This window comes from Enterobacter sp. 18A13 (genome assembly GCF_007035975.1).
In the GTDB taxonomy this organism is placed as follows: Bacteria; Pseudomonadota; Gammaproteobacteria; order Enterobacterales; family Enterobacteriaceae; genus Enterobacter; species Enterobacter vonholyi.
In genome coordinates, this window is record NZ_AP019634.1 from 2,245,669 (window position 1) to 2,270,981 (window position 25,313).

Annotated in this window: 26 protein-coding genes; 12 read left to right on the forward strand and 14 right to left on the reverse strand. The window is 56.2% G+C overall.

The genetic code is table 11. From position 1 onward, the window contains the following. Window positions 1–222 precede the first annotated feature (222 nt). From FOY93_RS10975 to FOY93_RS10985, 3 genes are all read right to left on the reverse strand, one after another. A complete protein-coding gene (locus FOY93_RS10975) occupies window positions 223–1,146 on the reverse strand; it encodes a LysR substrate-binding domain-containing protein (protein WP_127730796.1) in 924 nt (307 codons plus the stop codon). Between the two features lie 180 nt (window positions 1,147–1,326). Next, window positions 1,327–2,211, reverse strand: coding sequence for an SDR family oxidoreductase (locus FOY93_RS10980; RefSeq protein ID WP_021242539.1), 885 nt, complete (start codon window positions 2,209–2,211; stop codon window positions 1,327–1,329). Between the two features lie 64 nt (window positions 2,212–2,275). Next, on the reverse strand, window positions 2,276–2,665 hold the full coding sequence (locus FOY93_RS10985) for a YdeI family stress tolerance OB fold protein (protein ID WP_045910503.1): 390 nt from the start codon (window positions 2,663–2,665) through the stop codon (window positions 2,276–2,278). A gap of 138 nt (window positions 2,666–2,803) precedes the next feature. Here FOY93_RS10985 and FOY93_RS10990 point away from each other — a divergent pair, with 138 nt between their 5' ends. From FOY93_RS10990 to FOY93_RS11005, 4 genes are read left to right on the forward strand one after another with little or no spacing between them, the layout of a single operon-like run. Continuing rightward, window positions 2,804–3,307: a hypothetical protein gene (locus tag FOY93_RS10990; protein ID WP_143345095.1), complete on the forward strand. Its 504-nt coding sequence runs from the start codon at window positions 2,804–2,806 to the stop codon at window positions 3,305–3,307. 9 nt (window positions 3,308–3,316) lie between these two features. Next, window positions 3,317–3,763 carry a DUF421 domain-containing protein gene (locus tag FOY93_RS10995; protein ID WP_127730802.1) on the forward strand — a complete coding sequence of 149 codons (447 nt, stop codon included), beginning with the start codon at window positions 3,317–3,319 and terminating at the stop codon, window positions 3,761–3,763. Window positions 3,764–3,774: 11 nt separating this feature from the next. Beyond that, window positions 3,775–4,293 carry a 2-oxo-tetronate isomerase gene (locus tag FOY93_RS11000; RefSeq protein WP_133294380.1) on the forward strand — a complete coding sequence of 173 codons (519 nt, stop codon included), beginning with the start codon at window positions 3,775–3,777 and terminating at the stop codon, window positions 4,291–4,293. A 17-nt stretch (window positions 4,294–4,310) separates the two neighbouring features. Continuing rightward, window positions 4,311–5,297 carry an SDR family oxidoreductase gene (locus tag FOY93_RS11005; protein ID WP_104948601.1) on the forward strand — a complete coding sequence of 329 codons (987 nt, stop codon included), beginning with the start codon at window positions 4,311–4,313 and terminating at the stop codon, window positions 5,295–5,297. On the opposite strand, the gene FOY93_RS11010 is transcribed toward FOY93_RS11005, so the two are convergent. The 8 genes from FOY93_RS11010 to FOY93_RS11045 form a co-directional block, all read right to left on the reverse strand. Beyond that, window positions 5,298–6,923 (reverse strand): alpha-amylase family protein, encoded by a 1,626-nt coding sequence (locus FOY93_RS11010; protein ID WP_143345096.1) that lies wholly within the window; start codon window positions 6,921–6,923, stop codon window positions 5,298–5,300. A gap of 8 nt (window positions 6,924–6,931) precedes the next feature. After that, window positions 6,932–7,942, reverse strand: coding sequence for a cytochrome d ubiquinol oxidase subunit II (gene cydB, locus FOY93_RS11015; protein WP_143345097.1), 1,011 nt, complete (start codon window positions 7,940–7,942; stop codon window positions 6,932–6,934). Beyond that, a complete protein-coding gene (locus tag FOY93_RS11020; protein ID WP_143345098.1) occupies window positions 7,942–9,345 on the reverse strand; it encodes a cytochrome ubiquinol oxidase subunit I in 1,404 nt (467 codons plus the stop codon). The genes cydB and FOY93_RS11020 overlap by 1 nt, the downstream gene beginning before the upstream one ends. Window positions 9,346–9,412: 67 nt before the next feature. Further along, on the reverse strand, window positions 9,413–10,285 hold the full coding sequence (locus FOY93_RS11025) for a manganese catalase family protein (protein WP_008502274.1): 873 nt from the start codon (window positions 10,283–10,285) through the stop codon (window positions 9,413–9,415). 17 nt (window positions 10,286–10,302) lie between these two features. Then, window positions 10,303–10,809 (reverse strand): ferritin-like domain-containing protein, encoded by a 507-nt coding sequence (locus FOY93_RS11030; protein WP_014883791.1) that lies wholly within the window; start codon window positions 10,807–10,809, stop codon window positions 10,303–10,305. A 30-nt stretch (window positions 10,810–10,839) separates the two neighbouring features. Next, window positions 10,840–11,043 (reverse strand): hypothetical protein, encoded by a 204-nt coding sequence (locus FOY93_RS11035; protein WP_111964639.1) that lies wholly within the window; start codon window positions 11,041–11,043, stop codon window positions 10,840–10,842. A 23-nt stretch (window positions 11,044–11,066) separates the two neighbouring features. Next, on the reverse strand, window positions 11,067–11,561 hold the full coding sequence (locus FOY93_RS11040; RefSeq protein ID WP_143345099.1) for a YciE/YciF ferroxidase family protein: 495 nt from the start codon (window positions 11,559–11,561) through the stop codon (window positions 11,067–11,069). Window positions 11,562–11,655: 94 nt separating this feature from the next. Beyond that, the gene (locus tag FOY93_RS11045) at window positions 11,656–11,841 is read right to left on the reverse strand and encodes a con-10 family general stress protein (RefSeq protein WP_006684659.1); all 186 of its coding nucleotides are present in this window, start codon (window positions 11,839–11,841) and stop codon (window positions 11,656–11,658) included. Window positions 11,842–12,369: 528 nt separating this feature from the next. Between FOY93_RS11045 and hglS the strand changes: the two genes are divergently transcribed. Together hglS and FOY93_RS11055 are read left to right on the forward strand one after the other, a co-directional pair. Continuing rightward, window positions 12,370–13,713 (forward strand): 2-oxoadipate dioxygenase/decarboxylase HglS, encoded by a 1,344-nt coding sequence (hglS, locus tag FOY93_RS11050; RefSeq protein WP_143345100.1) that lies wholly within the window; start codon window positions 12,370–12,372, stop codon window positions 13,711–13,713. 43 nt (window positions 13,714–13,756) lie between these two features. Then, window positions 13,757–15,262 (forward strand): carboxylesterase/lipase family protein, encoded by a 1,506-nt coding sequence (locus FOY93_RS11055; protein WP_143345101.1) that lies wholly within the window; start codon window positions 13,757–13,759, stop codon window positions 15,260–15,262. Here the strand turns inward: FOY93_RS11055 and FOY93_RS11060 are convergent. Beyond that, window positions 15,249–16,091, reverse strand: a complete 843-nt coding sequence (locus FOY93_RS11060) for a LysR family transcriptional regulator (RefSeq protein WP_136194845.1) — start codon at window positions 16,089–16,091, stop codon at window positions 15,249–15,251. The two genes, FOY93_RS11055 and FOY93_RS11060, sit on opposite strands and share 14 nt — an antisense overlap. A 114-nt stretch (window positions 16,092–16,205) precedes the next feature. Between FOY93_RS11060 and FOY93_RS11065 the strand changes: the two genes are divergently transcribed. The 4 genes from FOY93_RS11065 to rimL all read left to right on the forward strand — a co-directional run bounded on the left by FOY93_RS11065 (window position 16,206) and on the right by rimL (window position 20,663). Then, window positions 16,206–17,375, forward strand: coding sequence for a pyridoxal phosphate-dependent aminotransferase (locus FOY93_RS11065; RefSeq protein WP_136194846.1), 1,170 nt, complete (start codon window positions 16,206–16,208; stop codon window positions 17,373–17,375). A 22-nt stretch (window positions 17,376–17,397) separates the two neighbouring features. Next, window positions 17,398–18,171, forward strand: coding sequence for a transporter substrate-binding domain-containing protein (locus tag FOY93_RS11070; RefSeq protein WP_143345102.1), 774 nt, complete (start codon window positions 17,398–17,400; stop codon window positions 18,169–18,171). A gap of 242 nt (window positions 18,172–18,413) precedes the next feature. Then, complete coding sequence (locus FOY93_RS11075; RefSeq protein ID WP_143345103.1) at window positions 18,414–20,069, forward strand: glucan biosynthesis protein D; 1,656 nt, start codon at window positions 18,414–18,416, stop codon at window positions 20,067–20,069. A gap of 45 nt (window positions 20,070–20,114) precedes the next feature. After that, the gene (rimL, locus tag FOY93_RS11080; protein WP_136194847.1) at window positions 20,115–20,663 is read left to right on the forward strand and encodes a 50S ribosomal protein L7/L12-serine acetyltransferase; all 549 of its coding nucleotides are present in this window, start codon (window positions 20,115–20,117) and stop codon (window positions 20,661–20,663) included. Here rimL and ydcK read toward each other — a convergent pair. Beyond that, complete coding sequence (gene ydcK / locus FOY93_RS11085) at window positions 20,658–21,638, reverse strand: YdcK family protein (protein ID WP_143345104.1); 981 nt, start codon at window positions 21,636–21,638, stop codon at window positions 20,658–20,660. The genes rimL and ydcK overlap by 6 nt on opposite strands. Before the next feature lie 133 nt (window positions 21,639–21,771). Here ydcK and tehB point away from each other — a divergent pair, with 133 nt between their 5' ends. Next, the gene (gene tehB / locus FOY93_RS11090) at window positions 21,772–22,365 is read left to right on the forward strand and encodes a tellurite resistance methyltransferase TehB (RefSeq protein ID WP_133294392.1); all 594 of its coding nucleotides are present in this window, start codon (window positions 21,772–21,774) and stop codon (window positions 22,363–22,365) included. Here tehB and pepT read toward each other — a convergent pair. Next, window positions 22,362–23,591 carry a peptidase T gene (pepT, locus tag FOY93_RS11095; RefSeq protein ID WP_143345105.1) on the reverse strand — a complete coding sequence of 410 codons (1,230 nt, stop codon included), beginning with the start codon at window positions 23,589–23,591 and terminating at the stop codon, window positions 22,362–22,364. The genes tehB and pepT overlap by 4 nt on opposite strands. Before the next feature lie 112 nt (window positions 23,592–23,703). Here pepT and FOY93_RS11100 point away from each other — a divergent pair, with 112 nt between their 5' ends. Next, complete coding sequence (locus FOY93_RS11100; protein WP_136195012.1) at window positions 23,704–25,299, forward strand: ABC transporter substrate-binding protein; 1,596 nt, start codon at window positions 23,704–23,706, stop codon at window positions 25,297–25,299. The last annotated feature ends 14 nt before the right edge of the window (window positions 25,300–25,313 follow it).

The following is a 25,313-nucleotide window of genomic DNA, read 5'->3' on the forward strand; positions in this document are numbered from 1 at the left end:
ATGTACCAGTTGGGTAATAAATGCGGTGGGATTGATGGTTAATACCGGTGAATTCGTTTATATCAAATAATTTGCGAACCATTTGGTGAATTCGCCGCTATGATAAAACTGTTAAATTGTTTTACGCAATTGTTAATGATTTATTCCGCATTATTTGATTAACGCACAGGTCAACCCCCTCGCCCCTAAGGGGAGAGGGGCAGGGCGAGGGGCAAAAAGGTTCTAAACCGGCATTGATTTACGGATGGCGCTCAGCAGCGTCTGCGCACCCGTTGAGAGTGGGGTGTCGACGCGGGTCAGTATGCCGATAGGTTCACCGGGGCCAGGGGAGGTAATCGGCAGCGCGATCAGCGTTGCCTGGCGTAAATCATCTTTTACCGCCCCGGAAGGGACGAACCAGACGTAGTCATAATCCAGCGTAAGCTGGCGTGAAAGCGAGGCTGACAGCGTTTCGATACACCCTGAGGGCAGCGTACACCCCTGCATTTGCAGCAAGGTTTCGGCGGTCTGGCGCGGGACGGTCCCTTTGGGGCACACCACCACCGGCCACTCCATGACGCGGCTTAACGTCACCGTGTCCTGCAGCAGCGGGTGATCGGGACGAACCACCAGCTTCAGGGACTCCAGGAACAGCAGTTCGTAATTGAGACCCCCCATCAGTTCAGGGTCGGACATGCGGCCGATACCGATATCCAGCTCGCCCGATTTCAGCCCCGCGAGCAGCATGGTGTTATTCATGGTGGCAACCTGAATCGTGGTATGCCGTTGCTGCTTGTGGAACTGGCCAATCACCGGCGGAAGAATGCCGAGCGCGGCGGTGGGCAGGGCCCCGACGCGGACGACCTCGCTGGTGTGTTCTTCTTTTCGGTGCAGGGACTGGCCTGCGGTATTGAGCGCATCCAGCACCTTAACGGCGTGCGTAAGGAACTGTTCGCCCACGATGGTAAGCTGCGCCCCCAGCCGACCGCGGTCAAAAAGACGGGCGCCGGTCAGCTGTTCAAGCTCGTTGAGGGTTTTTGAGAGCGCAGGCTGGCTCAGGTTAAGAGTTTCAGCCGCACGCCCCAGCGTTCCCTGTTGAGCGACGGCCACAAATGTATGCAAATGGCGCAAGCGTATGCGCTGACTGAACAGACCATTTTTTTCCATAGGCGATGTTAAAAACAGAGCGATGCGGGTGACAAGTTAAGATATTTAATTTTGATAACCTGATAGCAAAATATTTTTAACATTTGATCTGTTTGAGTTACAACATGTTTTTCGGCGGGGAATAAGAGCGAACGTCCTTGTTCATTTATTGCTCATTGCTGAGGGGAAAGGGTTAAGCGGTTAGATTACGCCGTCACCGCCGTCAGAACACCACACCTGGCCGGACGTAAACGAACATTCATCCGAGGCCAGCGTGACGTACAGCGGGGCGATCTCGACGGGCTGACCCGGACGTCCCAGCGGCGTATCTCCGCCAAACTCCTTCACTTTTTCCATCGGCTGGCCGCCGCTGGACTGCAGCACCGTCCAGTATGGGCCGGGAGCGACCGCGTTGACGCGAATGCCTTTCGGACCCAGCTGCTTGGCTAAGGATTTGGTAAATACCGCCAGACAGGCTTTGGTCTGGGCGTAGTCCAGCAGCACCGGGCTTGGCTTCACGGCCTGAACGGAGGAGGTATTAATGATAACGGACGAGGCCTTCAGGTGCCGCAGGGCCGCCTTCGTGATCCAGAAAGGAGCATAAACGTTGGTTTTAAACGTCGCGTCAAAATCTTCAGTAGTCAGCTCTTCGAGGGATTCACGGAACTGCTGGCGACCGGCGTTGTTGACCAGAATATCCAGCCCGCCCAGCTTCGAGACGGCTTCTTCGACCAGATTCTGGCAGAAGGTTTCGTCCCGGACGTCCCCCGGCAGCGCGACGGCGTTCCGGCCTTCGGCTTTGATCAGGTCGATGACCTCCGCGGCGTCTTTTTCCTCTTCAGGCAGATAGTTAATCGCCACGTCAGCGCCTTCACGGGCATAGGCGATGGCCACTGCGCGACCGATACCCGAGTCACCGCCGGTGATCAGCGCTTTTTTACCGGCCAGGCGGCCATGCCCTTTGTAGCTGGTTTCCCCGTGGTCGGGTACAGGCTGCATTTCGGATGCCAGTCCCGGTGGCGTTTGTGGCTGTTCCGGGAACGGGGGCTGCGGATAAGCGTTCGTACGTTGTTGGGTATCACTCATAGCTGACTCCTTAAGCCAAGGGGTGAGATTTGATGGATAACTGCAGCGTTAACGCTTCGCTGAATTATTTCTGCAAACGATCGACGCGGACGACGGCAGGAGATGATTTTTTATCAAGCGAACCGTTGATGCTGATCATCTGGTCGGGTTTTACCGTTCTGCCATCGAAGACTGCCTGGGGAATAATAACGTCGATTTTTCCGGTTTTATCCTGAAATACAAACTTATCGCCGCTACCGTCAATAAGATTACCGCGCAGTGAAATGGTGGCACCGTCGTGCAGTTGTTTTGCCTGATCGATGGTCATAATACGCGCATCATCGGTTCCGCGATATCCGCTATCCAGCGCATGGGGTGGCGGCGGGGCTTCACCTTTTTGTAACCCGCCGTTATTATCTGCGAAGGCGGCCGGAACCAGAAATATCATAAAAGCGGAAATAAGCGATAATTTCATCGGATATCCTTCATTTTGGGTGTCTTGACTTATTAAGTATTGTTGCTATTCCTTTATGTGGCAAATGTGATAAGTCCTAAAAACATTCGCGTGAGAAATCAAACTTATCGGATAATAAGCGAAACGGTGACGATGGCCATGAAGTGTGAAAATGAAAAGTTGCCCGGGATAGATGAGAGTTTTCGCTTGCTGACGTTTGAATACGCGTTTCGTCAGGTGGGTTTTATTGTTCTGCTGGCTATTATCATCGCGGCTATCGCCGGTCTGTTTTCAAGCGGGTGGGTCAGCGATACGGTCAAAACCAATTCCGCAAAATCACTGACCATAAGCTATGAACGGTTTGGCCGCCGGGAGACGGAGACGCGAATGGAGCTGGCGTTCCCGGTGCAATCAGAGGGTAAGTATGTTCTCAGCATGACCAGCGAGAGCAGCGATGTTTACGAGCCTGGCAGCGTCTGGCCGCAGCCGGACAGCATGTTCAGCCGTGGCAAGACCCTCTATTTCGTCTATAACAACCTGAAAAAGTCAGACCGCTTCGCGGTGTTATTCTTCACCACGCCTTCGAGAGCCGGTAAATGGAACACAACCATCCGTATTAACAGCGAGCCGGAGATAACCTTCTGGCAATTTATTTACCCCTAGGAGGCTGATATGGATATGGTCTTTCGTGCGCTGGCGATTTATCTGTTCCTCGTGGTGGTTTTTAAAGTGGCCGGGCGGCGTGCGCTGCTGCAGATGACTAGCTTCGATCTCATTCTGCTCCTGATAATTAGTGAAGCCACGCAACAGGCGCTTCTGGGACAGGATTTTTCCGTCACCGGCGCGATGATTACGATTACCACCCTGGTGGTGGTGGATATTATTTTTGGCCTTATGAAAAAGTATTTTTCGCCCGTAGAGAATATTCTGGACGGTACTCCCGTTATTCTGGTTGAGAACGGCGTGCCGTTAGCCGATAAATTGAAAAAAGTCGATGTATCCTGTGATGATATTCTGGTGTCGGCGCGTCAAAATAATGGTATTAACGAAATAAGCCAAATTAAATATGCCATACTGGAGCGCAATGGACATATTTCAATCATTCCATTCGAGAAATAAGAGGCGCAAAGATGAGCAATCTTTTTCACGACAACAATTATACCGTGGGTGAACTGACGAAAAAACTGGCGAGCAAATTAACCGATCTCGGGCTTCGCTTAACCACGGCGGAATCCTGTACCGGCGGAAAGCTATCGGTAGCACTTTGTGCCGAAGAGAACACGGCCGATTTTTATGATGTTGGCCTGGTCGTATTCAGCGACGAAGCCAAAGCACGGATCCTCGGCGTTCGTCCTGAGACGCTCGCGCGGTATACCGCGGTCAGTGAGCAGACGGTGACCGAGATGGCCGCCAGCATCCGCGACATCGCCCAGGCTGATATCAGTATCGCCATCAGCGGCTATGCTGGCCCGGAAGGGGGCGACGACGGCACGGCGGCGGGGACGGTCTGCTTTGCGTGGAACATTCGCGGCGAGACGCAAACCCGCACCGTACTGTTTTCCGGAGACTGTCAGGACGTGGTGGAAAAAGCGGTGCATTTTTCGCTGGCCGAGCTGGTGACAGCATTGTCGGACGGGCATAACGGTTGAGTTCACGTGGAGGTTCTATGGCTGTCATAGTAATTACCGGTGGGACGGCGGGCGTGGGAAAAGCCACGGCGCTGCACTTTGCAAAAGCAGGTTACGATGTGGGCCTCATCGCCCGCGATGAAGCAAGCCTGCACTCCACCCAGGAAGAGTTGCGCCGCTTCGGCGTAAATGCACACGCCGTGCAGGCGGACGTCGCCGACAGTCAGGCGGTGGTGGATGCGGCTAACGAGATTGAGTATCGCCTCGGCGCGATTGATGTCTGGGTGAATAATGCCATGGGGGCCGTGCTGGCACCGTTTCGTACCCTTACGCCGGACGAGTTTCGGCGCGTGACTGAGGTGACGTACCTCGGCTACGTGAACGGCACCCGCGCGGCGCTGGAGCTTATGGTTCCGCGCGACAGGGGCGTGATTATCCAGGTAGGGTCCGCGCTGGCCTACCGTTCCATTCCCCTGCAGTCCGCCTACTGCGGGGCCAAAGCGGCGATCCGCGGGTTTACCGATGCGGTGCGTACCGAGCTGATGCATGAAAACAGCCGGGTTCAGCTTTCGATGGTGCAGATGCCGGGGCTTAACACGCCGCAGTTTGAATGGGCAAGGAATAAGTTCGCCTGGGCAATGCGGCCGGTACCGCCGGTGTTCGAGCCTGAAGTCGCCGCCAGCGCCATCTTCAGGGTGGCGCAAAAGCCGGTACGCGAGCTGTGGGTTGGCAGCAGCACCATTCAGTCGATTGTCGGGCAGTTCCTCTTCCCGGGTTTTCTGGACAGGCTGATGGTGAAGAAAGCCTGGGAAGGCCAGATGACCGACGATCTGAACGCGCCGGACCGTCGGGATTATCTCGACCAGCCGGTTAACGACCTGCACAAAATCCATGGCCGTTTCACTGATGAAGCGAAAACCCGCGCGTCGTCCGTGACCTCCGGTATGCCGGGCAAAGTGGCGTTAGGGGGGCTGGCGTTGGCGGGTATTGTGTTGACGCGTTTGCTAACCCGCCGGAAACCATAATCAGCGCAGCGCGCTGCGGTGCGTCCAGAACCAGCGATAGCCGTAGCCGCCAAGGCTGAGCTCAACGGTTTTACCGCAAACCAGCGCGTCATCGTAGCGTTTGTCCGCAAGACAGGCGGTCCAGGTGGCGTTGCGGATCCCCTTCACGGTGAACTGCACCGGCTGGTCACTGAAGTTAACAAAGGTCAGAATGCTGCGTTCTTCGGTCTCGTAATAGATCCCCAGCACCGCGTCACTATCGATCGTGAGGAGCCGAAAGGGCGCAACGGCGATTTCGGGGAACTCCGAGCGGGTATTGGCGATATCAATGATCCGGTGCAGGAGCGAGTTGCGGTGGAGCAGCGAATCGGCGACGTTGATTTTCTGATAGCGATAAGGGCCGCGGTCGATAATCGGCGCGATAAATTTTTTCGGGTCGGCTGCCGAAAAACCGCCGCCTTGCGATCCCGCCCACTGCATCGGGGTGCGCACAGCGTAGCGCTCCTCCAGAGCGAGGTCATCCCCCATGCCGATCTCATCGCCATAGCGCATCACCGGAACGCCGGGCAGGGAAAATAGCACCGCATGGCAGAACGCCAGCCGCTTCAGATCGCCGTTGAGCATCGGCGCCAGGCGGCGGCGGATCCCGCGCTGGTAGACGTTCATCTCCTTATCAGGGGCGAAGGTATCGAGGACAAACTGTTTGTCTTTCTGGCTGATGCCCTCCAGATCCAGCTCGTCGTGATTGCGCAGCCAGTTGGCAAAACAGCATGAATCGGGCGGGACGATCATCTCCTTCACCGCGTTGCGCAGCGGACGGGCGCTTTTGCGGGCCAGGCTGACGTAAAAATACTTGTTGAGCCAGAAATTGAGCACCAGATTCAGGCGGTCATTATTGCCAAAGTAGTCCTGATAGGCCTCCACCTCAACGTCGACCTCACCCAGCAGGATCGCGTCCGGGTTGTGTTGCTCGATAAGACGACGCATATGCTCGAGGATCCACAGGCCCTTTTTTTCATCACCGTTTCCCGCCTGGGTGGTCAGGTGAGATGCGGCATCCAGTCGAAATCCCGACACGCCCAGCTTGAGCCAGAAGAGGATGATGTTCTCAATCTCTTTCAGCACCGCGGGCGAGGTGAGGTTCAGATCCGGTTCGTGGCGATAGAACATGTGCCGGTAGTATTGTCCCGCCTCGTCGTCCCAGCTCCAGATGCTCTTTTCGACGCCGGGAAACATGGGGGGCGTATCGTCCTCGTCGTTATCTGACCAGAGGTAGTAATCCCGGTAGGGTGATGCCGGGTTGCGGCGGGCCTGCTGGAACCAGGGATGCGCGTCGGAGGTGTGCTGGATCAGCAGCTCGATAATGACCTGCATGCCCAGCTCGCGGGCCTGTTCGATAAAGGCGATGATATCGGCCAGCTTTCCGAAGCGGGGATCCACCTGGAGATGGTCGCTGACGTCATAGCCTTCATCAAGAAAGGGCGTGAGGTAAAACGGGGTGATCCAGATAACTGTCGCCCCCATGCGGCGAATGTAGCGCAGCTTGGCCGTTATCCCGGCGATGTCCCCGCAGCCATCGCCGTTCAGGTCATAAAAGAGTGCGGTATCAATCTGGTAAATAATGGCCCGTGTATGCCAGTCCGTCATAGCGTTCCTCAGTGATAGCCTTCAGTATCCGAAACCTTGCCCCGGAACACGTAATAGCTCCAGGCGGTGTATACCAGGATCACCGGAATAATCAGTAACGTCCCGACCAGCATAAACAGCTGGCTGGCAGGCGGAGCTGCGGCCTCCCACAGGGTGATGCGCGGCGGAATAATGTTCGGCCAGAGGCTGATACCCAGCCCGCTGAACCCGAGGAAGATCAGCCCCAGCGTCAGCAGGAAAGGGCGCGCGTGGCTGTCCGGATTGCGGGTCAGGCGCCAGATCAGCACGCTGAAGATCCCGACCAGCAGCGGAACCGGCAGGAACCAGAAGAAGTTGGGCAGGGTAAACCAGCGGTCGGCGACGTACTGCCAGCCGAGCGGCGTCCAGACGCTGACCACCGCGATAACCACCATCAGCGCAAGCAGCACGTGGCGGGTCAGCTCGCGCATGCGCTTTTGCAGCGCGCCTTCGCTTTTCATAATGAGCCAGGTGGTGCCCAGCAGCGTGTAGGCAACGACCAGCCCGATGCCGCAGAAGAGGTTGAAGGGGGTGAGCCAGTCCAGCGCCGAGCCGACATAGCGTCGGCCCTCCACGTCAAAGCCGTTGATCACGGCGCCCACCACCACGCCCTGGCTGAAGGTAGCGAGCAGGGAGCCGCCGGCAAAGGAGTAGTCCCAGAATTTGCGGTGTGAAGGGGTGGCTTTAAATCGGAACTCGAAGGCGACCCCGCGGAAAATGAGGCCGATCAGCATTGCGGTGAGCGGGATCGTCAGCGCATCAATAATGACCGCGTAGGCCAGCGGAAACGCGCCGAAAAGCCCCGCGCCGCCGAGCACCAGCCAGGTCTCGTTGCCGTCCCAGACGGGCGCGACGCTGTTGACCATCACATCGCGCTCTTTCGCATCGCCCACGAAGTTAAACAGCAGGCCAATCCCCAGGTCGAAGCCGTCCATAATGATATACATCAGCGTGGCAAAAACGATGATGGCAAACCAAATCACCGAGATATCGACGCCCATCAGATTCTCTCCTCTTCCGGAACAGACTCCGCGGCTGACAGCGGACGGGCAGGCGTGCCCGAGGTGTTTGACGTCAGCGTATCGACGGGCTGAGGACCTTTCTTAATCAGCCGGATAAGATAAACATAGCCCACGCCAAACACGGATGAGTAGACGACGAAGAACGCCAGCAGGCTGATGCTCATCTGCAGGGTGCTGTGCAGCGATACCGCGTCGATGGTGCGCAGGTAGCCATAGACGACCCACGGCTGACGGCCCACTTCGGTGGTCACCCAGCCGGCGAGCAGCGCCAGCAGCCCGGCAGGCCCCATGCAGAGGGCAAACCAGTGGAACGGACGCGAGTGGTAAAGTCGATGGCGATAGCGCAGCCAGAGGCTGACCAGACCGAGGGTAATCATCAGCAGCCCCATCCCGACCATCACGCGGAACGACCAGAAAACGATGGTCGAGTTTGGGCGATCCTCTTTTGGGAAGTCTTTCAGCGCGGGGACCTGTTTATCCAGACTGTGCGTCAGGATCAGGCTGCCGAGGGCAGGGATCTCCAGACCGTATTTGGTGCGCTCCTCCTCCATATCCGGCAGGCCAAACAGCAGCAGCGGGGTGGCCTCGCCGGGCGGATTTTCCCAGTGCCCCTCAATAGCGGCGATTTTCGCCGGCTGATGCTCAAGCGTGTTCAGGCCGTGCATATCGCCCACCACCGCCTGAATGGGTGCGACCAGCAGCGCCATCCACATCGCCATCGAAAACATGGTGCGAACGGCTGGCGTATCGTTCCCGCGCAGCAGGTGCCAGGCACCCGACGCGCCGACAAACAGCGCGCTGCTCAGGAACGCGGCGATAGCCATATGAATAAGACGGTAAGGGAAGGAGGGGTTAAAAACGATGGCCAGCCAATCCTGCGGAATAACCTGCCCATTTTCGATAGTGAAACCCTGCGGCGTATGCATCCAGCTGTTGGAGGCGAGGATCCAGAAGGTCGACATTAGCGTGCCGAGCGCCACCATGCAGGTCGAAAAGAAGTGCAGCCCCGGGCCGACCTTGTTCCAGCCGAACATCATAACGCCGAGGAATCCGGCCTCCAGGAAGAAGGCGGTTAACACCTCATAGGTCAGAAGCGGGCCGGTAATGCTGCCCGCGAACTGGGAGAACCCGCTCCAGTTGGTGCCAAACTGATACGCCATAACCAGCCCGGAAACGACGCCCATGCCGAAGTTAACGGCAAATATCTTTAGCCAGAAGTGGTATAGCGATCGCCAGACGTCGTTTTTGGTGCGCAGCCACATGCCTTCCAGCACCACCAGATAGCTGGCGAGGCCGATGGTGATCGCGGGAAAAAGGATATGGAACGAGACGGTAAAAGCGAACTGAATTCTGGCCAGATGAAATGCATCGAGTTCGAACATGGTCCGTACCTCTGAGACGATGGGGCACGCGACTTGCCGGGCAGTTCAGGACTGCCCGGCAAACCGATTACGGTTTAGTCTTACCGGCACCCAGCTCGGCACCGGTCAGCGGGTCGGAATGTGGATCGGACTTCGTGCGGGCAGACATCGCCTTAACCAGAGTTGCCTGCTCGGTTGTGAGCGTCACGCTGGCACTGCCATCGCCGCCGTCAACCGCAGGCTGGGGGGACTCAACGTAATCGAAATGTTTATCGCTGTTCCAGCTTCCGCGAACCTCTCCACCTTCAGACATATTGTAGTACTTGTTGGTGAATTCCTCGATTGGCGGCAGTTTTCCCGGCGGGAAATTATTACGGATGGACTGCAGCGCCTTCTCAAAGGAGAGCTGATGCGCCGCCTCACGCGTCATCAGAAACGCCAGCGCGTCCTTAACGCCGGGATCGTCGGTCACGTTGATCAGCCGTTCATAGATGATTTTGGCTCTGGCTTCGGCCGCCACGTTCGAACGCAGATCCGCCGTCGGCTCGCCAATGGTGTCGACGTAGGCCGCCGTCCAGGGCACGCCCGCTGAGTTGGTGAGCGGAGTGCCGCCGCCGTAGAGCAGGGAGGTGATGTGGCTGTCATTCCCGTTTTCGGTCATGGAGCGATACAGCTCGGCCTCATTTTCCACCCCTTCCGCCAGCGCCCCCTTGGCACCTTTATTCAGCATGCCGACCAGGGTGCCGATAATTTCGAGGTGGCTTAACTCCTCGGTTGCGATATCCATCAGCATATCCTTACGGCCCGGATCGTCATCGCTCAACCCTTGCGTAAAGTACCTGCAGGCGGCAGCCAGTTCACCCTGCGGCCCGCCAAATTGTTCCAGTAAAAGGTTGGCAAGGCCGGGATTCGGTTCGGCGACGCGAACCGTATATTGCAGCTGTTTGACGTGTCGAAACATGCTCACTCTCCTGTGGGTTATTTTTTCGCTTCGACACCCGACGCGTCTGAACGCAGCAGGAACTGTTCCGTCGTTTGCGGGATATGACGAATCAGCCAGTCGGCCATTTCGCGCTCTTCGGCGAGGATCGTCTCAATAGCGGGGATTGAAGCGGTATCGCCCGCTTTTTTCGCCGCCGCGAGCAGGGAGGTATAGCAGGCGATTTCAAACTGTTCGAAAACATAGCCGCTGATCGAGCCCTTCACGATTTCGTCGGAAGGGAACATGCCGCCGATGGATTGTCCCAGCGCCGCCATTTTGCTCATCGAGTCTTTTAAGACCGAACGAGAAATATCATTACGGTCGAGGATTTCCTCCAGCAATGTGATTTGCCGTTTTGTCTCATTAATATGTTGCTCAATTCTGGCGCGAACATCAGGATAATTATCGATACGGCTGGCCATGGATTCCAGCATTGATTCGGCTTGCTTTTCCATTGCATGGGCATCGCGTAGCCAGTCATGGTAGTGTTCTACGTGATTCATCATTGTATCCTCATTAGGGGTTCGCTTATTTTATTTGTTCTCACTTTCAGCCGCCTGATCGGCACGTGCGGCACTGTAGCCAGATAAATGGCCGACAATATTGGCATAAATACTGATGATAATGACCCATAGCACGCTGTTCTTCCACCATATTACGGAAGGAATAGCGAGAATGAACCATATTATTGCTGCCGCTAAATGGCACCGTTTAATTGTCCTGGGACTGATGCTCATTTTATTTAACCTGTGTTATAGCGTCATTTCTGCGCTTTTTGGTTAATATTGCCTACGGCCAGGTCGGTGAGTTTCAGGTCGGTCTCTTTTTCTTCTTCCAGCGTTTCGGCAAGAAGCTTAACGGCTTTTTTATAGCCCAGTTGTTCTGCTAATGTGGCAAGGGTACCGTAGCTGGCTATTTCGTAATGCTCGACTTTTTGCGCAGCGGCAATTAAGGCAGCATCACGCACTTCATTTTTTTCGGTGCTTTCGATCACTTCGTTGGCTTCTTCAATTAAGCCTTCCATCGCCACGCACTTCATGCGTTTAATCTTAACTCCTTCTTCCTGTTCGACGATCTGGTCGATACGTTCGATCTGACCCTGCGTCTCCTCCAGGTGCGCGGTAAAGGCTGCGCTCAGCTTCTCGCTGGACGCGGCGCGGGCAAGCTTGCTAAGCGCGCGAGTCAGCTGCTTTTCCGCACTGTAGGTATCGGAGAGAAGATGAATAAATACATCCTCAACGCTTTTCATATTCATAATAATTACGCTCCGGTAAAATAAAGAATGGGTGCTGCGAGCTTTTCAGCCCGCAGCATGCTCTCTGGTTTTATTAAAAGAGTATTAAATAAGATCAGGAGTTATCAGATTTACGGCCTCCGCCGTGACTGCTCTGTCCACCTTTCTTACCCGCTTCAGAAGCGCGTTGCGGATCGTTTTTAAAGTTCCCACCGCTATGCTGGCCACCTTTACGTCCAGCTTCTGATGCTTTTTCACGGTCTTCAGCGAAATTACCGGAACCACCACGATGCTCTGCCATATTAAACCTCATAGTCATATATTGGTTATGCCAGTACGATACGAAAATATTCCGTATCACTCGTCGTTCGAGTAATAACTCTAGTCGCTGTGCGGTATCCGTCAAATGCGTTTTGCTATTTGCGGTTGCGTTATTTTTAAATATTTGTAAATTTACGCTTCGCTTAAAAGGGAAATATGGATAGACAGGAAGGACTTGTAAACAGCCATTCAGATTAATCCTAACTTCGAGCTAAAAATTTGAAAGGTGAGGATAAAAATAATGGCTTACTCGAATTGGTTAATTTGCATTCAGGAGAGACCCCAAAAATACTCCTTTATAGCTAGAAAGCGGAACCCTAAATAATTATAAGTAAAATCCTGGATAAAAGCGTTCAGGTTTAAAGGGCGGTTCCGTTCGGCGCTGTTCAGGGACCAGTAGCACACGGTTTGACCACTGTCGTCTTAAGATCACAATTCAGAAATTCTTCCCCCCGGAAGGAACGGGTTTCTCTACACTCCAGGTAATATTCACTGGAGGCATGACATCATGGCGAACACCATCACGGCTGATGACATTCGGGAACACTTTTCGCAGGCTATGTCGGCGATGTACCAGCAGGAAGTTCCGCAGTACGGCACCTTGCTTGAACTGGTTGCGGACGTAAACCTGACGGTTCTGGAAAATAATCCACTATTACATGAACAACTGGCAAACGCTGATGAGCTTGCGCGCCTGAACGTGGAGCGTCACGGAGCAATTCGCGTTGGCAGTGCGCAAGAACTTTCAACCCTGCGCCGTATGTTTGCCATTATGGGCATGTACCCGGTCAGCTATTACGATCTCTCCCAGGCGGGGGTGCCGGTTCACTCAACGGCGTTTCGCCCGATCGATGATGCGGCGCTGTGCCGTAATCCGTTCCGCATCTTTACGTCGCTGCTGCGCCTTGAGCTGATTGAAAACGTCGCGCTGCGCGAACGTGCGGCGGAAATCCTCTCTCACCGGAACATCTTCACCCCGCGCTGTCTGGCGCTTCTCGATCTGTATGAATCGGAAGGGCAGTTTACTGACGAGCAGGCGCACGAGTTTGTGCAGGAAGCGCTGGAAACCTTCCGCTGGCACCGTCACGCGACGGTCGATCGGGAAACCTATCTTGCGCTGCACAACGAGCACCGGTTGATTGCCGATGTGGTCTGCTTCCCCGGCTGCCACATTAACCACCTCACGCCGCGCACGCTGGATATTGATCGGGTGCAGGAGCTGATGCCGAAGTACGGTATCGAGCCGAAAATTCTGATAGAAGGCCCGCCGCGTCGCGAGGTGCCCGTCCTGCTGCGTCAAACCAGCTTCAAGGCGCTGGAAGAGCCGGTGCTGTTTGCCGGGGAACATAAGGGCACCCACACCGCGCGCTTCGGTGAGATTGAACAGCGCGGCGTGGCGCTGACCCCGAAAGGCCGGGAACTGTACGATAGCCTGCTTGCCCAGGCCGGTACCGGTAAAGATAACCTGACCCATCAGCTGCATCTGCGGGAGATCTTTAGCGCCTTCCCGGACAGCGAACTGTTAATGCGCCGTCAGGAGCTGGCGTATTTCCGCTATCGCCTGACGCCTGCGGGTGAAGCGCATCGCCATGCGTTCCGGCCGGGAGACGATCCGCAACCGCTGATCGAGCGCGGATGGGTGGTTGCCCAGCCGATCACCTACGAAGATTTCCTCCCGGTCAGCGCCGCGGGGATTTTCCAGTCCAATCTCGGGAATGAAACACAGGCCCGCAGCCACGGTAACGCCAGCCGCGATGCGTTTGAAGACGCGCTGGGCTGCCCGGTATATGACGAGTTTACGCTCTACCAGGAGGCTGAAACGCGCAGCAAACAGCGTTGCGGTTTGCTCTGAAATCGTTACTCTGCTGGGGTGTGATGGAAAAAATAAGGTCGTTATGCAAAATCCTTCCGCCCCTGTGGTTGAAACGCGCCAGGGCGCACTTTCTGGTTTAACCGATGAAAATGTCCACGTCTGGTGCGGTATTCCTTATGCTGCACCGCCCGTGGGCGAGTGGCGCTGGCGCTCCCCGCGGCCCCCTGAGCCGTGGGATGGCGTTCGCGAGGCCACCGCCTTTTCGGCCTCAAGCTGGCAAAGCAGCGAATATTGTCAGGAGCTGGGCGGAGGCGATCCCGGTCAGTTCTCGGAAGACTGTCTTTATCTGAACGTCTGGTCCCCCAAAGAGCGCGCCGGGGCGCTTCCGGTTATGGTCTGGCTGCACGGTGGTGGCTTTACCATTGGCGCGGGGGGGTTACCGCCCTATAGCGGTAAAGCGCTGGCTACGCGAGGCGTTGTTGTCGTGACGATCAACTACCGTCTCGGCCATCTCGGCTTTTTCGCCCATCCCGCGCTGGAAGGCGAGGAAGATCGCGTGGTGCATAATTTTGCATTGCTGGATCAGATCGCCGCGCTCGAATGGGTTAGGGACAATATCACCGCATTTGGTGGCGACCCCGCTAACGTGACCCTGTTTGGCGAATCCGCCGGTGCGCGTAGCGTGCTCTCTCTGCTGGCATCGCCCCTGGCGGCTGGCTTGTTCCACAAGGCTATTGTGCAAAGCGGGTACACCTTGCCGGACACGCCGCGCGAGCAGGCGCTGCAAAAAGGGGAGGCGCTGGCCGCCCATTTTGGCCTGGAGAAGGCGACTGCTGAGCAGCTGCGCGCCATTCCGCCCGAGGCGTTCTGGCCGTTAACCGCGCCGCTGAACGTCGCACCCGCGCCCATCGTCGGGGACTGCGTTCTGCCCGAAGCGATGCTGGACGTCTTTTTCGCGGCCCGCCAGCATCCCGTACCGGTAATGATTGGGTCGAACAGCGATGAGGCCAGCGTAATGGCGGTGTTTGGCATCGATCTCGCCGGGCAAATCCAGAAGCTCCGCCGGGAGCGGCGCTTCGGACTGGGGCTGATTAAGCTGCTCTATCCTGGCGTCAAAGGCGATGAAGAGCTGGGCAGGCAGGTGTGCCGCGACATGGCGTTCACCACGATGGGCTACGTCGTGATGCAGGCTCAGCAGCGCGTCGGCGGATTGTGCTGGCGTTACTGGTTTGACTATGTCGCGGAAGCGGAACATGCCACCTATATCAACGGTGCCTGGCACGGCAACGAGGTTCCCTATGTCTTTGATACGTTAGGTCAGGTAGAGCCTTCACGTCAGTACGTCAACGAACGGGATCTGCAGTTTGCTGCCCACGTGGCCGATTACTGGGTGAGCTTTGCGCGTGACGCTGGTCCTCGCGAGATCCTGCCCGGGCCGACGCACTGGCCCGCATGCCGAAAAGGGCGGGACGTTTTATTACGCATTGGCGTGAATAAATATGCAGGTTTCAGGCTTGAAAACCGCTTTATGCGCTCCCGGATGAGCCTCTTCAAACGGGTGATGAAGCACCACGTCAGCCTCGATTAAGCAAACATGCGCGAAACGCCGCCAGTCCATTTTCCTCGCCTGGCGCTTCGCGCAGCACCAGCCGGTAGCTCGCGCCGGTTTTTATGCTGGTTTCATAAGGCCGCATCAGTCTTCCCGCGCGGACATCTTCGGCCACCAGCGTTTCGTCGGCAATGGCAACGCCCAGCCCCTGAATGGCGGCCGTGATGGCGAGATCCATCGTGTCGAAGTGTTGATTTTTGTGCATAGCAAAGCCCGGACCTTCCTGTTTCGTCAGCCACAGCGACCAGTCTGTCTTATCTCTTGTGGGGTGCAGGAACGTCAGCGATCCCAGCGTTGCACCCGCCCGCACCGGGCTTATCACCGGGGTGAGCGCCTCTTCGAACAGCAGGTCGCCTGCGCTCATGTGCGTCCCGAACACGATGGCCGCGTCGTAAGATTCGGTTTTGAAATTGACGTTGTGATCGGTAGTGGTGGTCAGGGCGATCTGCAGATCCGGCTGCTCACGCTCAACCTCCAGCAGGCGCGGCACCAGCCAGCGCATGGCGCAGGTGGGTGCCTTGAGCCGGATCACGGTCTGCTGGCTGCGGGCCTGGTCGGCCACGGTCAGCAATTGTTCAAAAGCAGACTGCAGCTCCGGAAGCAGGGCGCTGCCCTGCGAAGAGAGGCGCAGGCCGCGCGCGTGGCGTTCAAAAAGCGGAAAGCCAAACCACGCTTCAAGGGAGGCTATCTTGCGGCTCACGGCTCCCTGCGTCAGGCAAAGTTCTGCGGCAGCATGGGTCAGATTCAGGTGACGCGCGGTGACTAAAAATGCGTCGATGGCATTGAGCGGGAGCGAACGGCGCGACATGGAAAACCCTCAGCTATGCATTTTTATCATGGCTATTATGACAACAATTCGATTGTCCCGACAACAGAGATGTTGTTTGAATAGTTATGCAATGTCCATGAGAAGGGAAAGAGGATGACTTTACGAACGCCAGTGCAGACGCGCTCCAAACTGCCCGATGTGGGCACCACCATTTTTACCGTTATCGGCCAGCTCTCGGCGCAGCATAACGCGATTAACCTTTCTCAGGGCGCACCGAATTTTTCCTGCGACCCGAAGCTGATTGCGGGCGTCACCCGCGCAATGGAGTCGGGGCATAACCAGTATGCGGCGATGACCGGCCTGCAGCCGCTCAAAGAGCGCATTGCCGATAAAATTGCCACGCTTTACGGCACGCGGTATGACCCGGCCGGCGAGGTCCTGGTGACCGCCAGCGCCAGCGAAGGTCTCTATTCGGCGATTAGCGGGCTGGTGCACCCGGGTGATGAGGTGATTTACTTTGAGCCCTCTTTTGACAGCTACGCGCCGATTGTCCGTCTGCAGGGGGCAACCCCAATTGCCATCAAGCTGACCGTGCCGGATTTTGCCGTCAACTGGGATGAGGTCCGGGCTGCTATCACCCCGCGCACGCGCATGATTATCATCAATACGCCGCACAACCCGAGCGGTCAGGTCTTTTCGGCCAACGATCTGCAGCAGCTGGCGGCGCTGACGCGCAATACCGACATCATTATTTTGTCTGACGAAGTGTATGAACACGTGGTTTTTGACGGTGAGCCGCACCATGGGATGGCTACGCACCCGCAGCTGGCGGAGCGTAGCGTGATTATTTCTTCTTTCGGAAAAACCTATCACGTCACCGGCTGGCGCGTGGGTTACTGTGTTGCACCGGCGGTGCTGATGGACGAGATTTGTAAAGTCCATCAATTTTTAATGTTCTCTGCCGATACGCCAATGCAGCAAGCGTTTGCTGAACATATGGTCGACCCGCAAACCTGGCTGTCGCTGTCGGCGTTTTACCAGCGCAAGCGCGATCTGCTGCAGAGTCTGCTGGCCGATTCGCCGTTCACGCTGCTGCCCAGCGCCGGATCGTTCTTCATGCTGGCGGACTACAGCCAGTTCAGCGACGAGCGCGACAGCGATCTGGTGAAGCGGCTGATCGTTGAGTACGGTGTTGCCACCATTCCGCTGTCGGCGTTTTATGCGGACGGTACGGATAATAAATTGATTCGTCTCTCTTTTGCGAAAGATGAGGCGACGTTACGGGCAGGTGCCCAGGCCCTGTGTCGGGTTAAACCACGCTGAGATAGGCTCTGAGGAGTATGAGATGAAATTACGCGCGTTAGTTGTCGGCATGGGATTGCTGTGTACCTTTTCCTCCTTCGCGGCGTCCGAGCTGCGTTACGGTCTGGAAGCCGAATATCCGCCGTTTGAAAGCCGCAATGCGGCAGGCGAACTGGAAGGGTTTGACGTTGAACTGGGGAACGCCATCTGCAAAGCGGCAGCGCTGAAGTGCAGCTGGGTGGAAACCTCGTTTGATGCGCTGATCCCGGGCCTGGTGGCGAAGAAATTCGACGCCATCAACTCGGCGATGAATATCACCGAGCAGCGCCGCAAGAGCATTGATTTTACCCAGCCTATCTACCGTATTCCGTCGCAGCTGGTCGGCAAGGCCGGTACGGCGGTCGAGGCGACGCCTGAAGGGCTGAAGGGGAAAACCATCGGCGTGCTGCAGGGCTCCATTCAGGAAACCTATGCCAAAGAGCACTGGGAAAAGCAGGGTGTCACCGTGGTGTCTTATAAAGATCAGAATATGGCCTGGGGCGATCTGCTGAATGGCCGTATCGACGCCTCGCTGGTCATGTCCGCGGCCGGGCAGGCAGGTTTCCTCAGCAAGCCGCAGGGGAAAGGGTTTGGCTTCATCGGCAAGCCGGTGTCTGACGACACTATCCTCGGCAGTGGGATCGGCTTTGGGTTGCGTAAAGGTGACGAGGCCACCAAAAAGCAGCTTGACGCCGCAATTGATAAAGTACGTGCCGACGGCACGATCGCCAAACTCGCTGATAAGTACTTCCCGGGTATCGATGTCAGCGGAAAATAACCGCCTCATTGGCCCCGGTGAACGATGTCGCGCCGGGGCATTTTTCTACACATTTTCCAGGCTTTCTTTACACCACTTTCGGGCCGTTCTGGTCGACAGAAAATATTTCTCACTTTGTTCAGATAATCACCGGCCAACAATTGGATTCTTAACCATTTTTGTTTAGGCTGTGCGTTCTTTCTTGCCGTCATTTCGCCGAGCGCGGAACACATTCACACGACCATAAGGACGTTTTTCCAGGCATGAATCGCAGACGTTTTCTAAAAGGCTCGCTGGCAGTGGCAGCCCTGAGCGGCACATCCGGCCTTGCCTCCCTGTTTTCCAAAGCGGCATACGCCGCCGACTCTGACATTGCTGACGGCCAGAGCCGTCGTTTTGACTTCTCCGTACTGCAATCCATGGCGCATGACCTGGCAAAAACCCCGTGGGGTGGCGCGCCGCGCCCGCTGCCGGAGACGCTGGCCACCATGACGCCGCAGGCGTACAACGCCATCCGCTACGATGAAAAACAGTCTCTGTGGAACAACATTGAAGGGCGTCAGCTGGACGTGCAGTTCTTCCATATGGGAATGGGGTTCCGCCGTCGCGTGCGGATGTTCTCGCTGGACCAGTCGACCTCTATGGCGCGTGAGATCCACTTCCGTCCGGAGCTGTTCAGCTACGGTGAAACGGGCGTGGATACCAAACAGCTGCAAGGGCAAAGCGATCTCGGCTTTGCGGGCTTCCGCGCCTTTAAGGCGCCGGAGCTGGCGCGTCGCGATATCGTCTCCTTCCTGGGCGCGAGCTACTTTCGCGCGGTGGATGACACCTACCAGTACGGCCTTTCCGCCCGCGGTCTGGCGGTAGACACCTTTACCGACACGCCGGAAGAGTTCCCGGACTTTACCTCCTTCTGGTTTGAAACCGTCAAGCCAGGCGACACGACCTTTACCGTTTATACGCTGCTCGACAGCCCGAGCATCACGGGTGCCTATAAATTCGTGATCCACTGCGAGAAGAGCCAGGTGATCATGGAGGTGGAAAACCACCTCTACGCGCGTAAGGACATCAAGCAGCTCGGCATTGCGCCGATGACCAGCATGTTCAGCTGCGGTAATAACGAACGCCGCATGTGTGACACCATTCACCCGCAAATTCATGACTCCGACCGCCTGGCGATGTGGCGCGGCAACGGTGAGTGGATTTGTCGTCCGCTGAACAACCCGCAGAAGCTGCAGTTTAATGCCTATATGGACAAAAACCCGAAAGGGTTCGGTCTGCTGCAGCTCGATCGCGATTTCTCCCACTATCAGGACGTGATGGGGTGGTACAACAAGCGTCCAAGCCTGTGGGTGGAACCGCGTAACGACTGGGGGAAAGGCGCGGTTGGCCTGATGGAGATCCCGACCACCGGTGAAACGCTGGATAACGTGGTCTGCTTCTGGCAGCCGGAAAAAGCCGTCAAAGCGGGCGACGAGCTGGACTTCAAGTATCGCCTCTACTGGAGCGCGATGCCGCCTGTGCGCTCCCCGCTGGCCAACGTCTACGCCACCCGCACCGGCATGGGCGGCTTCCCGGAAGGCTGGGCGCCGGGCGAAAACTACCCGAAAGTATGGGCCCGTCGCTTTGCGATAGATTTTGTCGGCGGCGATCTGAAGGCCGCTGCGCCAAAAGGCATCGAGCCGGTGATTACGCTCTCCAGCGGTGAAGCGAAGCAGGTGGAGATCCTCTACGTTGAACCGTTTGACGGCTATCGAATTCTGTTTGACTGGTACCCGACGTCGGATTCGACGGAGCCGGTGGATATGCGTCTGTTCCTGCGCTGCCAGGGCGACGCCATCAGTGAAACCTGGCTGTACCAGTATTTCCCACCGGCGCCGGATAAACGTAACTACGTTGACGACAGGGTAATGCGTTAACGATCGATTCCCTCTCCCTCCGGGAGAGGGTTAGGGTGAGGGGCAATGACCGTAGTAAAATCCGAAATTATCCCGGTATCTGACGCTCTCGAGCTTCGCGCCGTCGAAGAGCGCTATACTGCCGACCTGCACAATCTCGTCGTCAAAAACAGAATCTTTCTGCAAACCGCCTTTGACTGGGCGCAGCACGTAGGCAGCGAAGAGGATACCCGCCGCAACGTGCAGAGTAACCAGATGCTGCACCAGCGCGGCTACGCCAAAATGTTTTTGATCTTTAAGGATGATGCGCTGGTTGGCGTACTGTCGTTCAACACGATTGAACCAACCAACAAGGCCGGGTACATCGGCTACTGGCTGGATGAAGCCCACCAGGGGCAGGGTATTCTCTCCCGGTCACTGCAGGCGTTTATGCGCTACTACGCTGAGCGCGGTGAGATCCGTCGTTTTGTGATCAAATGTCGGGTGGCGAATCAGCACAGCAACAGCGTTGCCGTACGCAACGGTTTTACGCTGGAAGGGTGCTTGCGGGAAGCGGAATACCTGAATGGCCGCTTTGAAGACGTGAATATCTACGGCAGGATTTATACCCTATAACGCACCCAGCAGCGGCGTGCGGGTGATGCGCTGGTCGCCGTTAATCACTTTTTCGCCGCGCAGGTGAATGCTCTCGCCGGCAAATGATTCAATAACCGCATCGCCGGTAATTTCAACCCGATGTTCGATCAGCACATCCCCGCTGATGCGCGCGCGCCCCTGAATCACGACTTTATCATCCAGCATGATCGGCCCGCCGCGCAGCCAGGCCTGACCGCCAATCAGGACGTGATGCTTGATGACGCAGTTTCCCTCGACCACGGCATTCTCCGCAATCTGCGAGCTGTAGCGCACCGTTGGGATGGCATCTTCATCAAAGCCGGCAATCACGCGGGCGTTACCATAGACTTTTGCGCAGTCGCACACCCACACGTTGTTGAGTTCGTTTCCCTCGAGGATCGCGTTGTCGAAGACTTGGGCCCGGTGTTCAACAAAGGCAAAATTAACCATCGCCTCGCCGTAGATTTGCGCCTGGTGCACAATCCTCGACTGGATCACCGTTGCCTTATCGTAGATTTGCAGGATCTGTTCATGGTCCGGCGTAAGCCCTTTGGCAGCAATGACCACGCTGTGGTGCAGCACGCGCGCTTCGCCGTAGATATGACACTCGCCCCGCACGCAGGATTGCTGAATGGTGACGTTGTCACTTATTCGCGCCCCGTGGCTGACCTCTGCGCCGTCCAGCCAGCAGCTGTCACCGATACGGGCATCATGGCTCACGACGCACGGCAGGGTAAGACGCGCGTTGCCGGACACGGTCGCTCCGGCGAACACCACGCTGTTTTCATCGTAGATCCAGCAGTGGCCGTCCTGCGCGAGGGCGCGCTCATCGTCAATCCAGCCGCCTCTCGTCCCGACCGTCACGTCGTTAAAGTCCGCCGTGGCGATAATCTGCCGCAGCGTAGTGGCGTGGGTGGTTTCGCCGTTTTTCCATTGCCAGAGGCGGGTCTCGTCGCTAAGGCGATATTTGTTCATCTTTATTTCTCTGATAAGCGTCTTAACTAAACGTAGCAAATTTTTCGATTTTCGAGCGGCTGGCAACCAGACGGTAAACGCCTTAAAATAGCATCCAGGATGCACTTTCACTTTATGAGAACGCAGGAAAACAATGACCGTCGATGAGAATTACTTCACAGAGAAATATGGCTTAACCCGTACCCATTCAGAGGTGCTGTACAGCGCGGAGATTGTGAAGCCCGGTAAAACGCTGGATCTGGGCTGCGGCAACGGCCGTAACAGCCTCTATCTTGCAGCTAACGGCCACGATGTCACCGCGTGGGACAAGAACCCGATGAGCATCGATAATATCGAGCGCATTAAGGCGGAAGAAGGGATCGATAACCTCCACGCGGCGATTAAAGATCTCAACAACCTGAGTTTTGACGGCGAGTACGATTTCATTCTTTCCACCGTGGTGCTGATGTTCCTGGAGTCAAAAACCATCCCGGGTCTTATCGCTAATATGCAGCGCTGCACCAGGCCTGGCGGCTACAACCTGATTGTTGCCGCGATGGACACGGTGGATTACCCGTGCACCGTCGGCTTCCCGTTTGCGTTCAAGAGCGGTGAGCTGAGCAACTACTATGAAGGCTGGGAGTTGCTCAAATACAACGAAGACGTTGGCGAACTGCACCGCACCGATGAAAATGGTAACCGCATCAGGCTGCGCTTTGCCACGATGCTGGCGCGCAAGCCCGCTTAACGGGCGGCCAGCAGGCAGATCTGCAGGGCCGTGTTGTAAGACGCTTCGAACGACGACAGCGGCAGGAATTCAAACTTCGAGTGGAAGTTATGCGCCCCGGTGAAGAAGTTCGGCGTGAGTAGCCCTTTTGCCGAGAGCGCCGCGCCGTCGGTGCCGCCGCGCATCGGCGTCGGTTTCGGCGTGATGCCGAGCGATTCCATCGCTTCGAACATCAGATCGATAGCGCGCCGGTCTTCACCAATCGCATTGCTGATATTGCTGTAGGTATCTTCAATGCGATAGTCCACTCTGGCCGTCGAATATTGGGCGGCAATCAGTGCGGCCACGTCGGCAATCTGCTGCTTGCGCGCGGCAAAGCTCTCCTTGTCAAAGTCGCGGATATTGGCCTTAAGAACGGCCTCGTTCTGTCCGGCCTGAATGCCGTTAAACCAGATATAGCCTTCACGTCCCTCGGTGCACTCCGGCGTTTGCTGGCGGTCAAAATGGCTGATGTAATCAGTCGCCATCAGCAGGGGATTCACCAGCACGCCTTTGGCGGACATCGGGTGCGCCGTCACGCCGGTAAAGCGGATCTCCGCGGCGGCCGCATTAAAATTCTCGTAAACAATTTCACCCAGCTCGCAGCAGTCGATGGTCCAGGCAAAGTCGACATCGAAGCGCTTAAGATCAAGCGCCTTGGCACCGTTCAGGCCGATCTCTTCGTCAGGCACAAACGCCACGACGATATCCCCGTGCTGATGCTCTGCCGTCAGGTTTTCCAGCACCGTCATGACCACCGTGACCGCCGATTTATTATCCGCGCCCAATACGCTGGTTCCGTCGCTGAAAATAATCTCCTCGTTCGGATAAGCCAGAATTTCAGGGTGCTCGTTAACCCGCAGCCAGATGTCTTTCTCTTTATTCAGACAGAGATCTTCACCGGTAAACGTTAATATTTGTGGATGAATATCCGGTGAAAGTCCCACGTCGACGGTATCAATATGGGTAATAAAGCCGATGCGCGGCGCACCGGGCACGTTGCCTTTTTTTACCGCCGTCACCGTGGCGAATTCATCAATCACAATGTCGTCTAACCCCAGCTGTGCCAGCTCCTGCGCCAGCTCGCGCGCCATGTCATGCTGGCCCGGCGTTGAGGGAAGGGTTTTGACTTTGGGATCGCTCTGGCTGGTGATCGCGAGATAGCGGAAAAAACGGTGCGTTAATTGTCTGGAAAGCGGCGAGCCCATAGTGATTTATTCCTTATTTATTTTTCAGGTGTTTGCCACATCACTTTAATGTTATTTATGAAATGGCAAAAGAATTAATTAGCCGTCGAATTAAAAAAGACAGGAATAAATGATGACAAGCAAACTCACAACTTTCACATTGGCGCTCGCGGCACTCACGGTCAGTTCCGCTGTCGCTGCGAAAACGCTGGTGTATTGCTCCGAAGGATCGCCGGAAAACTTTAATCCTCAGCTATACACCTCGGGAACCAGCGTGGACGCCAGCGCCGTGCCGGTCTATAACCGTCTGGTCGATTTCAAACCCGGCACCACGGAGCTGGTGCCAAGCCTTGCGGAGCGTTGGGAGGTGAGCGACGACGGCAAGGTCTACACCTTCTTTCTGCGTAAGGGCGTTAAGTTCCAGAGCAATAAATCCTTCACGCCAACCCGCGACTTTAACGCCGACGACGTGATCTTCTCGTTTATGCGGCAGAAAGACGTGAATCATCCCTACCACAACGTCTCTAACGGCAGCTACTCCAACTTCGAAAGTCTGGAGTTCGGCAGCCTGATAACCGCGATTGATAAAGTCGATGAGCATACCGTGCGCTTTACCCTGGCGCACCCGGAAGCGCCGTTTGTCGCCGATCTGGCCTGGTATTTTGCCTCAATCCTTTCGGCGGAGTATGCCGACGCGATGCTAAAAGCGGGCACGCCGGAGAAGGTGGATATGGAGCCCATCGGCACCGGGCCGTTTAAGCTGGCGCAGTATCAGAAAGATTCCCGGATCCTTTTCACGGCGTTTGCCGACTACTGGCAGGGGAAATCGAAGCTGGACAGGCTGGTGTTTAGCATCACCCCAGATGCCTCCGTGCGCTTTGCCAAAATTGAGAAGAACGAATGTCAGGTCATGCCCTTCCCAAACCCGGCCGATCTGCCGCGCATGAAGGCCAACAAAGACATTAATCTTATGAGTAAGGCGGGGCTAAATACCGGCTTCCTGGCGTTCAACACGCAGAAGCCGCCGCTGGATAACGTGAAGGTCCGTCAGGCGCTGGCGATGGCCATCAATAAACCAGCCATTATTGATGCGGTGTTCCACGGTACCGGCACCGCTGCGAAGAACCTGCTGCCGCCGGGCGTATGGAGCGCAGACAGCGAGCTTAAGGATTACGACTACGACCCTGAAAAAGCCAAAGCGCTGCTGAAAGAGGCTGGTTTTGCCAGCGGCGTCAGCATCGATTTATGGGCGATGCCGGTGCAGCGTCCCTATAACCCGAATGCGAAACGCATGGCGGAGATGATTCAGGCGGACTGGGCGAAAATAGGCGTGCAGACCAAAATCGTTACCTACGAATGGGGCGAGTATTTGAAACGCGTGAAGGGCGGAGAGCATCAGGCCGCGCTGATGGGCTGGACGACGGCAACGGGCGATCCGGACAACTTCTTCGGCCCGCTATTCACCTGCACCTCGGCAAACGGTGGGTCAAATTCGGCGAAATGGTGCTATAAGCCCTTCGATAAAATTATTGCGGAAGCAAAATCAACCACCGATCGCGATAAACGCGTGGCGCTGTATAAAGAGGCGCAGCAGATGATGCATGACCAGATGCCCACGGTGATGATTGCGCATTCAACCATTTTCGAACCGGTGCGCAAGGAGGTGACGGGCTATGAAATTGACCCGTTTGGCAAACATCTGTTCTGGCAACTGGATATAAATCAGTAATTTTTCACTGCCCG

What these genes read in the sequence shown, in the direction of transcription:
- FOY93_RS11075 (WP_143345103.1), top strand. Translation starts at nt 18,414, where the DNA reads ATGAATCGCAGACGTTTTCTAAAAGGCTCGCTGGCAGTGGCAGCCCTG.
- rimL (WP_136194847.1), top strand. Translation starts at nt 20,115, where the DNA reads ATGACCGTAGTAAAATCCGAAATTATCCCGGTATCTGACGCTCTCGAG.
- pepT (WP_143345105.1), bottom strand. Translation starts at nt 23,591, where the DNA reads ATGGGCTCGCCGCTTTCCAGACAATTAACGCACCGTTTTTTCCGCTAT.
- FOY93_RS10995 (WP_127730802.1), top strand. Translation starts at nt 3,317, where the DNA reads ATGGATATGGTCTTTCGTGCGCTGGCGATTTATCTGTTCCTCGTGGTG.
- tehB (WP_133294392.1), top strand. Translation starts at nt 21,772, where the DNA reads ATGACCGTCGATGAGAATTACTTCACAGAGAAATATGGCTTAACCCGT.
- FOY93_RS11025 (WP_008502274.1), bottom strand. Translation starts at nt 10,285, where the DNA reads ATGTTTCGACACGTCAAACAGCTGCAATATACGGTTCGCGTCGCCGAA.
- FOY93_RS11065 (WP_136194846.1), top strand. Translation starts at nt 16,206, where the DNA reads ATGACTTTACGAACGCCAGTGCAGACGCGCTCCAAACTGCCCGATGTG.
- FOY93_RS11100 (WP_136195012.1), top strand. Translation starts at nt 23,704, where the DNA reads ATGACAAGCAAACTCACAACTTTCACATTGGCGCTCGCGGCACTCACG.
- FOY93_RS11055 (WP_143345101.1), top strand. Translation starts at nt 13,757, where the DNA reads ATGCAAAATCCTTCCGCCCCTGTGGTTGAAACGCGCCAGGGCGCACTT.
- FOY93_RS11045 (WP_006684659.1), bottom strand. Translation starts at nt 11,841, where the DNA reads ATGGCAGAGCATCGTGGTGGTTCCGGTAATTTCGCTGAAGACCGTGAA.
- FOY93_RS11005 (WP_104948601.1), top strand. Translation starts at nt 4,311, where the DNA reads ATGGCTGTCATAGTAATTACCGGTGGGACGGCGGGCGTGGGAAAAGCC.
- FOY93_RS10985 (WP_045910503.1), bottom strand. Translation starts at nt 2,665, where the DNA reads ATGAAATTATCGCTTATTTCCGCTTTTATGATATTTCTGGTTCCGGCC.
- cydB (WP_143345097.1), bottom strand. Translation starts at nt 7,942, where the DNA reads ATGGGCGTCGATATCTCGGTGATTTGGTTTGCCATCATCGTTTTTGCC.
- FOY93_RS11010 (WP_143345096.1), bottom strand. Translation starts at nt 6,923, where the DNA reads ATGACGGACTGGCATACACGGGCCATTATTTACCAGATTGATACCGCA.
- FOY93_RS11030 (WP_014883791.1), bottom strand. Translation starts at nt 10,809, where the DNA reads ATGAATCACGTAGAACACTACCATGACTGGCTACGCGATGCCCATGCA.
- FOY93_RS11060 (WP_136194845.1), bottom strand. Translation starts at nt 16,091, where the DNA reads ATGTCGCGCCGTTCGCTCCCGCTCAATGCCATCGACGCATTTTTAGTC.
- ydcK (WP_143345104.1), bottom strand. Translation starts at nt 21,638, where the DNA reads ATGAACAAATATCGCCTTAGCGACGAGACCCGCCTCTGGCAATGGAAA.
- FOY93_RS11040 (WP_143345099.1), bottom strand. Translation starts at nt 11,561, where the DNA reads ATGAATATGAAAAGCGTTGAGGATGTATTTATTCATCTTCTCTCCGAT.
- FOY93_RS11070 (WP_143345102.1), top strand. Translation starts at nt 17,398, where the DNA reads ATGAAATTACGCGCGTTAGTTGTCGGCATGGGATTGCTGTGTACCTTT.
- FOY93_RS10980 (WP_021242539.1), bottom strand. Translation starts at nt 2,211, where the DNA reads ATGAGTGATACCCAACAACGTACGAACGCTTATCCGCAGCCCCCGTTC.
- FOY93_RS11000 (WP_133294380.1), top strand. Translation starts at nt 3,775, where the DNA reads ATGAGCAATCTTTTTCACGACAACAATTATACCGTGGGTGAACTGACG.
- FOY93_RS10975 (WP_127730796.1), bottom strand. Translation starts at nt 1,146, where the DNA reads ATGGAAAAAAATGGTCTGTTCAGTCAGCGCATACGCTTGCGCCATTTG.
- hglS (WP_143345100.1), top strand. Translation starts at nt 12,370, where the DNA reads ATGGCGAACACCATCACGGCTGATGACATTCGGGAACACTTTTCGCAG.
- FOY93_RS11035 (WP_111964639.1), bottom strand. Translation starts at nt 11,043, where the DNA reads ATGAGCATCAGTCCCAGGACAATTAAACGGTGCCATTTAGCGGCAGCA.
- FOY93_RS10990 (WP_143345095.1), top strand. Translation starts at nt 2,804, where the DNA reads ATGAAGTGTGAAAATGAAAAGTTGCCCGGGATAGATGAGAGTTTTCGC.
- FOY93_RS11020 (WP_143345098.1), bottom strand. Translation starts at nt 9,345, where the DNA reads ATGTTCGAACTCGATGCATTTCATCTGGCCAGAATTCAGTTCGCTTTT.